Source organism: Actinoalloteichus spitiensis RMV-1378 (genome assembly GCF_000239155.1).
In the GTDB taxonomy this organism is placed as follows: domain Bacteria; phylum Actinomycetota; class Actinomycetes; order Mycobacteriales; family Pseudonocardiaceae; genus Actinoalloteichus_B; species Actinoalloteichus_B spitiensis.
The window spans coordinates 1-10,341 of the sequence record NZ_AGVX02000023.1; the positions used below are offsets into that span (position 1 = coordinate 1).

Below are 10,341 nucleotides of genomic sequence, written 5' to 3' on the forward strand. Positions count from 1 at the left end.
CCCCCCCCCCGCCGCGCCCGCGGCTGCCGGCGCGATCAGCGCCGCCGGGACTCCTCGGCCAGCGCGGCGACGCGGCGGAGCCGGTCGACCCACCACCGCGTGGTGGACGCGTCCGCCCAGGGGAGCCCGGCGTCCACTGGTCCCACCGCCGGGGGCGTGCGGGGCACCGACAGCCACCCGCCGGTCGGGACGGGGCCGTCCGAGGTGACGTCCGAGGTCAGCAGGGAGCCCGTGCCGAGCCCGCAGGCGAAGTCCAGCTCGGGGAGCGCGCCCGCCAGCGCGGCCCCGGCCGCCAGACCCGCACCGGTCTCCAGGGCGGAGGACACCACGCAGGGCAGTCCGCAGGCCTCGGCCACCGCGAGCGCCGCCCGTACACCGCCCAGGGGGGCGACCTTGAGCACCGCCACGTCGGCCGCACCGGCCACCGCCACCGCGAGCGGGTCGGTCGCCCGGCGGATCGACTCGTCCGCCGCGATCCGCACCCCCCGCTCGACGACCCGACCGCGCACCTCGGCGAGCTCCGGGACGGTGCGGCACGGCTGTTCCACGTACTCCAGGCCGCCGGCCGCGCGGTCGAGGACAGCGATGGCCCTGACGGCGGCGTCGACCTCCCAGGCGGCGTTGGCGTCCACCCGGATCGCTCCCGCCGGCCCCAGGGCGTCGCGCACCTCGGCCAGCCGGTCCGCGTCCTCGGCGAGGGACGACCGGGGGTCGGCGACCTTCACCTTCGCCGTCCGGCACCCGGAGGCGAGGACCAGTCGGCGGGCCTCCGCCGGGGGCACCACCGGAACCGTGCAGTTCACCGGGATCCGCTCGCGTGCCGGCGCCGGCCACCCCGAGGTCGCCGCCTCGACCGCGCTGAGCAGCCACGGGACGCACTCCTCGTCCCCGTACTCCCGGAAGGGGGAGAACTCACCCCAGCCGGTCGGGCCGCGCAGCAGGACACCTTCGCGCACCGTGATGTCCCGGAAGCGGGTCCGCATCGGGATGGCGTAGACCCGGGCCGGCAGGGCCTCGCGCACACCGGGAACGCGGACGGCCACCTCGCCCGGGCGTTCCGGACCAGGAGCCCCGCCAGGGGGCTCCGATCCGGTCGTGGTCCTCACCCCACCTCCGGGAGCGCTGGCCCGAGCAGGTCGTCCGCGTCCACGATCCGGTACGCGTAGCCCTGTTCGGCGAGGAACCGCTGCCGGTGCGCCGCGTAGTCGGTGTCCAGGGTGTCCCGGCTGACCACCGAGTAGAAGTGGGCCTGGCGCCCGTCGCCCTTGGGCCGCATCACCCGGCCGAGGCGCTGCGCCTCCTCCTGCCGGGAGCCGAAGGTGCCCGACACCTGCACCGCGATGCTCGCCTCGGGCAGGTCGATGGAGAAGTTGGCGACCTTGGAGACCACCAGGGTGCGCAACTCGCCTCGGCGGAAGGCGTCGAACAACGCCTCCCGTTCCTTGTTCTTCGTCGCGCCCTGGATGACGGGGGCGTCCAGGGCGGCCCCCAGTTCCTCCAGCTGGTCGAGATAGGCGCCGATGACCAGGGCCGGTTCGCTCCCGTGCCGGTCGAGGATCGCCCTGACCACCGGGATCTTGGTGGCGGCGGTGGAACACACCCGGTACCGCTCCTCGGCCTCCGCCGTCGCGTAGGTCAACCGCTCCGACTCGGTCAACGTCACGCGCACCTCGGTGCAGTCCGCCGGCGCGATCCACCCCTGCGACTCGATGTCCTTCCACGGCGCGTCGTAGCGCTTCGGACCGATCAGGGAGAACACGTCGCCCTCCCGGCCGTCCTCGCGGACCAGGGTGGCGGTCAGCCCGAGGCGGCGGCGGGACTGGAGGTCGGCGGTCATCCGGAACACCGGAGCCGGCAGCAGGTGCACCTCGTCGTAGACGATCAGGCCCCAGTCCCGGGAGTCGAACAACTCCAGGTGCCGGTACTCGCCTTTGCTCCTCCGGGTGATGACCTGGTAGGTGGCGATGGTGACCGGACGGATCTCCTTGCGTTCCCCGGAGTACTCGCCGATCTCCTCCTCGGTGAGGGAGGTCCGGGCGATGAGCTCACGCTTCCACTGCCGCCCGGCGACCGTGTTGGTGACGAGGATGAGGGTGGTCGACTTCGCCCGGTCCATCGCGGCCGCTCCGACCAGGGTCTTGCCAGCCCCGCACGGCAGCACCACCACGCCAGAGCCTCCCGCCCAGAAGGCGTCCGCGGCCTGGCGCTGGTAGTCGCGCAGCTCCCAACCGTCCTCCTCCAGGGTGATGGGATGCGCCTCCCCGTCGACGTACCCGGCGAGGTCCTCCGCCGGCCAGCCGACGCCGAGCAGCGCCTGCTTGAGCCGGCCGCGCTCGCTCGGGTGCACCACGACGGTGTCGTCGTCGATGCGGGCACCGAGCATCGGGGCGATCTTCTTGTTCCGCCGCACCTCCTCCAGCACGGCGCGGTCGAAGGAGACCAGCACCAGCCCGTGCACCGGGCTGTTGGTGAGCTGCAGCCGGCCGAACCGGCCCATCGTGTCGACGACGTCGACCAGCAGCGGCTGCGGGACCGGGTACCGCGAGAAGCGGACCAGGACGTCCACCACCTGCTCGGCGTCGTGCCCGGCCGCCCTGGCGTTCCACAGCGCGAGCGGGGTGATGCGGTAGGTGTGCACGTGCTCGGGGGCACGTTCGAGTTCGGCGAACGGCGCGATCGCCAGCCTGGCCTCCTGCGCCTGCTCGTGGTCGACCTCGAGCAGCAGCGTCTTGTCGGACTGGACGATCAGTGGACCATCGGTCACGGATTCAGCGCTCCTTCCGCTGGCTGGGCCGTCCACCAGTGTCCCACCGGCCGGGGGGTGCTCGGGCCGGGCGAGGGCGCGGGCCGGCGGGTGGGACCCGCCGAGGGTGACGGGGTCGCGCGCCCGGGGAGGACGCGGAACGGGGCGCCCCGGCGGTGCCGGGACGCCCCGTTCGGGCCGAGGTGGGCGTCAGCGGGGGCGCTGCACGGTGACGCCGCGCTTCTTCTTGGTCTTCATGTGCTTCTTGCGGCCCTTGCCGCCGGCGCCGTTGCGGCGGTTCTTCGGGGCCGTCACGGTCCGCTGGCCCTTCGGGGTCGAGCTCTCGGCGACGTGACCGCCCTGGTCGACCGCCCCGGCCGCGCGTGCCGCCGCCCCGCGTGCGGGGGTCGCGGCCGGTTCCTTGCCGTGCAGCAACCGGGCCACCTCGCTCCGCAGCGAGACGAACGCGTCGGACTCGCGGGTGGTGATTTGGTCCCGCACCGGGGGCAGGTCGACGGGCAGCTCGGCCACCACCGTCGCCGGGGGCTTGGACAGCACCAGCACCCGGTCGCCCAGGTAGACGCTCTCGTCGATGTCGTGGGTGACCAGGAGCACGGTGGCGTTCAGCTCACGTCGGACCCGCAGCAGCAGGTCCTCCAGTTCGAAGCGGGTCTGGGCGTCCACCGAGGCGAACGGCTCGTCCATCAGCAGCAGGGACGGCCGGCAGGCGAGCGCCCGCGCGATCGACACCCGCTGCTGCATCCCACCGGAGAGCTGCCAGGGGTACTTCTTCCCGGCCTTGCCGAGGCCGACCCACTCCAGGGCCTCGGCAGCCCGGCGCGCCCGGTCCTCGGCGGGCACCCCGCGCGAACGCAGGGGGAACTCGACGTTGTCCCGGACGGTGAGCCAGGGGAACAGCGAGCGGCTGTAGTCCTGGAACACCACGGCCAGGTCCTCGGGCACGCCGGCGACGGTCTCGCCCTTGAGCCGCACGGTCCCGCTGGTGGGGGTGTGCAGGCCGGCGATGGCCCGCAGGAGGGTGGACTTGCCGCAGCCGGACGGCCCGACGATGCAGGTCAGCTCCCCGGTGTCCACGGTGAAGGACAGGCCGGAGATCGCGGTGTAGGCCGTGTCCCCTGACCCGTAGGTGTGACCGAGGTCGGAGACCTCCAGCATGGTCGTCATCGTCATCCTCCTGCCTTGGCCGTCGCGGGGGCGGCCTCACGCTTGGGTTGCCAGCCGAGCATCCGCCGCTCCAGCGCGAGCAGCGCGTTGTTGAGCAGGTAGCCGAGCGCCCCGAGCAGCACCAGCCAGGCCCACATCGTGTCGAAGGAGAAGGTGTTCTGCGACAGCTGGATGCGGTAGCCGATGCCGTGGTTGGACGAGACGAGCTCGGACATCACCATGAGGATCAGCGAGATCGCCAGGCTGGTCCGCAGCCCGGCGAAGATCTTCGGCAGGGCCGCGGGGAACACGACCATCCGGATCCACTCGGCCCGCGAGATCCGGAAGGACCTCGCGGTGTCGGTCTTCACCCGGTCCACCGACCGGGCGCCGTCGACGCTGTTGAGCAGGACCGGCCACAGCGCGCCGAAGACGATGGTGGCGATCTGCATCTCGGTGCCGATGCCGAAGGCGACCATGAACACCGGGATGAGCGCCGGCGGTGGTACCGACCGCAGGAACGTCACCAGCGGGTTCAGGTACTCGTAGGCGATCCGGGACCTGCCGAGCGCGAGCCCGAGCGAGATGCCCACCACCGCGGTGATCAGCCAGCCGCCCAGGGCCCTGGCGAGGCTGGGCAGGATGTCCTCGTAGACGGTGTCGGCGAGGAAGAGCTGGGTGGGCTCGGCCACGAACCACAGCTCGGCGCAGAACTGGGCGATCTTCGACGGTGGTGGGAAGAAGACGCTGTCGGAGATGCGGGTGACGATCTCCCACACCACCACCGCGCCAGCGAAGACCAGCCAGCGTTCGAGGAAGCCGCGGGCCCTGCGTCGCGGTTGCTCGCTCATCGGGCCTCCTGGGCGATCTCGTTCCAGCCGAAGAGCCGCCGTTGCAGCCATTCGAGCCCGTAGTTGCTGAGCAGACCGATGACCCCGGCGACCACCGTGCCGGCGAGCACCAGGTCCATCTGCCGGATCCCCTGGCTGACCCCGAGCATCCAGTACCCGATGCCGGCGGTGCCGCCGCCTCGGAGCTCGACGCTGATCACCAGGATCAGGGAGATGGAGGCGGAGATCCGGACCCCGGTGAAGATGAAGGGCAACGCGTTGGGCAGCGCCACCCTGGCCATGATCGCGCCTCGGCCGAGGCCGAAGGAGCGGGCGGTCTCGACGTACATCGGTTCGAGTTCGTCGAGGGCGTAGATGGTGTTGAACAGGATCGGCCAGAGCGCGCCGAAGACGGCGAGGCTGATCTTGGTTTCGGGGCCGTTTCCGATGAGCACGATCAGCAGCGGGATCAGCGCCACCGGCGGGACCGGACGGATGAACTCGACCAGCACCTTGGTGGCCCGACGGACGGCGGGGTAGCTGCCGAGCAGCAGGCCGAGCGGTACGGCGATCCCGGTGGCGAGGGCGAGGGCGATCAGCCAGGCGAGGACGGTCGCGATGATCTCGCGGAGGAACTCCTCGGTCGCCAGGAGTTCACCCAGCCGCGCGAAGACCATCGAGACCGGGGGGAAGAGGTTCTGCGGCGCGAATCCGGCGTGCCCGGCGGCCTCCCAGAGCAGGAGGAAGCCGGCCACGCCGATCGCGCCCCTGAGCGCGGAACGCATGAGGTGTCAGTCCGTCGTGGTGTGATCGGTGATCAGTCCTCGGGGAGCGGGACGATCATGTCCTCCACGTCGATCGGCTCCTCGATGAAGGAGAACTGCGACATGAGGGTGGCCACCCGCTGGATGCGCTCGGCCTCCAGGGTGGTCGGGAAGGCGCCGAAGTTCAGGACGGACACGATGTCCTCGTCGATGCCGGCGACCTCGGGCAGGATCTGCTCCAGCTCACCCTGGTCGACCAGCGCCTCCGAGGCCCGCACCAGGGCGCGTTGGAACGCGGCCACGGTCTTCGGGTTCTCCTCGGCGAAGTCCGCGCTGACCACGTACCCGCCCAGCGGCCACTCGGCGGTGGGGCCCTCCGCGGCGTCGAGGACCTTGAACGCGCCGTGTTGCATCGCGGCCTGGGTCAGGAACGGCTCCGGCAGCAGGGCGGCCTTGATGTGCCCGTCGGCCAGCGCGGTGGGCAGGTCGGGCATGGCCATCTGCTGCCAGTTGACGTCCTCGTAGGCGACGTCGACGCCGTTGGAGGTCATGGCGGAGATGGAGAGCAGGTCGGCGAGGCTGCGCTCGGCGTTGATGCCGATGCTGACGTCGGCGAGGTCCTCGGGCTTCTCGACGCCCGAGCCGGGCACGGTCATGATCGCCACGTTGTCCTCGAGGGCGGTGTAGGCGTCCCCGACGATCTTGAGGTCCGCGACCCCGGATGCCTGCGCGGCCATGAAGGCGACGTGGCTGCCGTAGGTGAAGTCGAGCGAACCCCCGGCGAGCGAGGCGATCGCCTCGGCGCCGCTGGTGGTGCGCTCCGTGCTGACGTTCAGGCCCTCGTCGGCGAAGTAGCCGTTCTCGTCGGCGTAGAAGATGGGCGCCACATCGATGATCGGGTTGTAGCCGATCTTGATGTCCGACTTCTCAACCTGGCCCCCGCCCTCGGCGGCGCTCTCGTCCGCTCCGCTGGACCCGTCGAGCAGGCCGCAGCCGCTCAGCAGGGCAGTCAACGAGAGAGCGGTGCCCACCGCGGCCACCCGTGCGGGCCGCGACGTGGGCGCCGTCCACCGGTTCGGTCGAACCATGTGATGCTCCTTGATGATGTGAGAGGACTTCGGCGAAAGTGGCGATTCGCCTGGCCGGCCGGGCGACAAGCGTCAGAGGCGTCACTATCCGTGCTCGGTTGGTCGCCATTAGATCACCTGATTGCTTCGCTTAGGTGAGCGAACGATCCCGTTTTGCGCTACTTCAAGTAACTTTCTGATCAACTTGCCAAATCGATAGTCCGACTGGTGGTACCCGCGTTGCTCGAATGTCGGAGTGGTGCTCGCTCGGTTGCCGCGTGTGGTCGACGTCCCGGTGGATCTCCGGGGTGTGCTGCGGTGGTGCCGCGTCCGCAGCACGGGCCGGTCGCGATCTTCCCGCATGTCGGAGTGGCCGACGCCACTGCCGGCCCGGTGTCCGAAGTAGAGTGCGGGGACCGCGGGCGGCCGCCGCTCCGGCCGGGAGGCGCCGTCGCTCGGCCGGGCGACGGCGGCCGGTGGTCCGGCGGGCCGGCGGGCCGTTCGCCGCCTGGTCGGCGTCGCGATACGGACATGGCCTCATCTCTGGGAGTGTGCTCGCCTTGGCAAGACACGAGACACCCTAAACGGGGGCATTACTGGAAACAACCGGTAGTTTTTGAGACGATGCCAACCCAATTGGGTGGTCTATCGGGGGATGTCCGGCGTGGCGACTTGCGCTGCGTGAGTATAGTGGCGCGGCGACGCTCGTTGCCTTCACGAACATGACGGGGCCGAGGCGTCGCGAGTCGATCAGGGAGTGGGATGGCAGGGGTCCGGCCGCTTCGGCTGCGCGCAGCGGGAGGGCCAGGGGCTCCGGCGCAGCCGTGGGGCCGACCGGTCGCGGTGCGGGGGCCGTGGTATTCCTGCCGGCGGCACCGAGGCTGCTCCCGGAACCCGGAACCCGGAACCCGGAACTCGTCGACGCTCGACTCCGCTCCCTCTGTCACCCCGAGTTGGAGGATTAACTAGCCGTGCCAGGTCAGAAGGCGTCCTCCGGGATTGATGCCGCCGCTGACGCCGACGAGGCGCGCGGTGCGGAAAGCGACGGCCGCCCCAGCGCGGTCGGCCAGCAGGGCGCAGCGCGCGACTCCGGCGTCGAGCCAGCCGAGGACAACGCGAACGAGGTCGCGTTGTCCCCGAAGCGCAGTGGCCGCTGGCGGCTCCAGAACTGGAAGGTCCGCAACAAGCTGATCGTCATCCTGCTGGTGCCCACCCTCGCGGCGGTGGTCCTCGGCGGGTTCCGAGTCCTCGACCAGCTGCGCGCCGCCGACACCTACGCGTTGGTCGTGCGCAGCGTCGAACTGTCCCAGCGGATCACCGGTCTCGCCCACGAACTCCAGCGTGAACGCGACCTGGCCGCCGTCTACATCGCCAGTGGCCGGGAGCGGAACGACGAGTCGCTCACCGAGGTCATGGGGCAGGTCGACTCCGCCGTCGAGAGCTTCGACAGCGCCGCCAGCGTGCTGGCCACCGACACCGCCTCGGTGCAGTCCGCCCTCGACCGGGCCCAGTACCGCCTGGGCACCCTGGGCGTCCTGCGGGAACGGGCGGTGCTGGACTCCCAGTACCCGCACGTGGCCGTCATCACCACCTACACCAGCATGATCGACACGCTGCTCCAGCTCAACCGGGAGCTCGCGGCGAGCGCTGCCGACACCGAGGTCAGCTCCACCTTCCGTGGGACCGAAGCGGTCGCCAGGGCCAAGGAGCAGATCGCCATCCAGCGGTCGGTGCTGCTCACCGCCGCGCAGGAGGGTTCCTTCGTCACCGGGCAGACCGACGTGGTCTCCCGGGCCAGCGCCCAGTACGCGGCGGCGATCACCGAGTTCCAGAACACCGCCTCGGTGTCGGAGGCGAACTTCTTCGCCGACACCGTCACCGGCCCGGAGGTCGACCTCAGGAGCCGGCTGCTCCAGCAGGCGCTGGCCAGGTCCGGCGGCGAGGGGAGCCTCGGCATCCCCGTCGCCGAGTGGAACCAGGCCGCGGCCACCACGCTCGACCTGATGCGCCAGGTGGAGGACGGCCTCCAGGGGCAGCTGCACGGCGAGGCCGAGCGGTTGGCCGGCGACGTCCGCACCGCCGCCTACCGGGACGCCGGTCTGGTGCTGGGCACCCTGGTGCTCGCGCTCGTCCTGATGACCGTCGTGCTCCGGTCGATGCTGCGCCCGCTGCGGACGCTGCGGACCACCGCGCTGGACGTGGCCCACGAGCGGCTGCCGGCGGTCATCGCCCAGATGCGCGACACCGACAACGAGATCCCGAAGGTCTCCGTGCCCGCCGTGGACGTGCACACCCGCGAGGAGATCGGACAGCTGGCCCGCGCGTTCGACGCGGTGCACAACCAGGCGGTCCGGCTGGCCGGTGAGCAGGCCCTGCTCCGGGCGAACGTCAACGCGATGTTCGTCAACCTCTCCCGCCGCAGCCAGACGCTGGTCGAGCGCCAGCTGGGCCTGATCGACCGGCTGGAGCGCGACGAGCAGGACCCGGACCAGCTGGCCAACCTCTTCGAGCTGGACCACCTCGCCACCCGTATGCGCCGCAACAGCGAGAACCTGCTGGTCCTCGCCGGCACCGACACCACCCGGCGCATGGCCAAGCCGGTCCCGGTCGGCGACATCCTGGGCGCGGCGGTCTCCGAGGTCGAGCAGTACGCCAGGGTCACCGTCTCCAGCACGCCCGAACTGCTCGTGCAGGGCCGTGCCGTCAACGACCTCGTCCACCTCATCGCCGAGCTGCTGGACAACGCGACCGCGCTGTCCGACCCCAGCACGAAGGTGACGGTGCGCACCGCGCACAGCCGCAAGAACGAACTGATCATCGAGATCACCGACCGCGGCGTCGGCATGCCCGACGAGGAGCTCTCGGCGGTCAACGAGCGGCTGGCCAACCCGCCGCGCGTCGACGTCGGCGTCTCCCGGCGGATGGGTCTGTACGTGGTCGTGCAGCTGGCCAAGCGGCACGAGATCCGGGTCCGGCTCCGCAGCGAGTACCTGGAGGGCGGCATCATCGCCCTCGTCGTCGTGCCCGCCGCGCTGGTCGTCCGGCCGTCCTCGGTGCGGGGGACCGCCGCCGGTTCGCTCGCCCCGCCGCCCGGTCCGGCCCAGCCGCCCTCGGCGGTGGTCACCCAGGGCGGTGCCGCCGACCCGGCGGCGGTGCCCGCGCTGCCCGCGAGCGGCGAGGCCGAGGACGAGTACGAGTACTACGACGAGATGGAGGAGCCGGCCTCGCCGGCGCTGAACAACCTCGACAGCGGGGTGTTCGACGCCAGCGCGGTGCAGGAGGCCGGCAGCACGGCCACCGCCAGCACCAGCTCCTTCTTCTCGCCGGCCCCGGAGAACCAGGCCGCCGAGCCGCCGGCCCCGGCCCGCCGTCCCGACCGCGGCGCCGACTTCGCCAACCGGCTGTCCGGTGCCCGCCCGGTCGGGCCGGAGGACACCGCCCACTTCAGCCCGACCGACGTCGACGACGCCCAGGGCAGGGCGGAGGAGCCGGAGGGCGCGGACGACGACTGGGCCGACGCGCAGGAGGCGCTGGGAGCCCACCAGGAGGCGCCTGCCACCCCGCCCGCCCGGCCCGTCGAGCGCCCCGCACGGCAGGCCACCCAGGCCGGGAACCGGCAGACGGCCGAGGAGGCGGGGGACCCGAACGCGGACCTCGACGCCCCCACCGAACGGCTGCCCATCTACGAGGAGGTGCTGTCGCAGTGGTTCCAACCGGAGGACCCGGACGCCGCTGACGACCAGCCCGCCGAGGAACCCGCCCGGCCTTCCCCG

At 71.6% G+C, this 10,341-nt stretch carries 7 protein-coding genes; 1 reads left to right on the forward strand and 6 read right to left on the reverse strand.

Annotated elements, in window-relative coordinates:
* Positions 1-35 precede the first annotated feature (35 nt).
* From ACTIDRAF_RS0201315 to ACTIDRAF_RS0201340, 6 genes are all read right to left on the reverse strand, one after another.
* Positions 36-1,022 (reverse strand): o-succinylbenzoate synthase, encoded by a 987-nt coding sequence (locus tag ACTIDRAF_RS0201315; RefSeq protein WP_016696906.1) that lies wholly within the window; start codon positions 1,020-1,022, stop codon positions 36-38.
* Between the two features lie 80 nt (positions 1,023-1,102).
* Positions 1,103-2,764: a DNA repair helicase XPB gene (locus tag ACTIDRAF_RS0201320; protein ID WP_016696907.1), complete on the reverse strand. Its 1,662-nt coding sequence runs from the start codon at positions 2,762-2,764 to the stop codon at positions 1,103-1,105.
* 189 nt (positions 2,765-2,953) lie between these two features.
* Entirely contained in the window at positions 2,954-3,928 is a 975-nt protein-coding gene (locus ACTIDRAF_RS0201325; RefSeq protein WP_016696908.1) for an ABC transporter ATP-binding protein, read from the reverse strand.
* Positions 3,929-3,930: 2 nt separating this feature from the next.
* Positions 3,931-4,758, reverse strand: a complete 828-nt coding sequence (locus tag ACTIDRAF_RS0201330; RefSeq protein ID WP_016696909.1) for an ABC transporter permease — start codon at positions 4,756-4,758, stop codon at positions 3,931-3,933.
* Positions 4,755-5,522: an ABC transporter permease gene (locus tag ACTIDRAF_RS0201335; RefSeq protein WP_016696910.1), complete on the reverse strand. Its 768-nt coding sequence runs from the start codon at positions 5,520-5,522 to the stop codon at positions 4,755-4,757. The genes ACTIDRAF_RS0201330 and ACTIDRAF_RS0201335 overlap by 4 nt, the downstream gene beginning before the upstream one ends.
* Positions 5,523-5,554: 32 nt before the next feature.
* Positions 5,555-6,589, reverse strand: a complete 1,035-nt coding sequence (locus tag ACTIDRAF_RS0201340) for an ABC transporter substrate-binding protein (RefSeq protein WP_016696911.1) — start codon at positions 6,587-6,589, stop codon at positions 5,555-5,557.
* 950 nt (positions 6,590-7,539) lie between these two features.
* On the opposite strand from ACTIDRAF_RS0201340, the gene ACTIDRAF_RS26640 reads away from it, so the two are divergent.
* Positions 7,540-10,341 (forward strand): sensor histidine kinase (locus ACTIDRAF_RS26640; protein WP_016696912.1); only part of this gene is annotated, 2,802 nt, incomplete at its 3' end.

What these genes read in the sequence shown, in the direction of transcription:
- ACTIDRAF_RS0201325 (WP_016696908.1), bottom strand. Translation starts at nt 3,928, where the DNA reads ATGACGACCATGCTGGAGGTCTCCGACCTCGGTCACACCTACGGGTCA.
- ACTIDRAF_RS0201330 (WP_016696909.1), bottom strand. Translation starts at nt 4,758, where the DNA reads ATGAGCGAGCAACCGCGACGCAGGGCCCGCGGCTTCCTCGAACGCTGG.
- ACTIDRAF_RS0201335 (WP_016696910.1), bottom strand. Translation starts at nt 5,522, where the DNA reads ATGCGTTCCGCGCTCAGGGGCGCGATCGGCGTGGCCGGCTTCCTCCTG.
- ACTIDRAF_RS0201340 (WP_016696911.1), bottom strand. Translation starts at nt 6,589, where the DNA reads ATGGTTCGACCGAACCGGTGGACGGCGCCCACGTCGCGGCCCGCACGG.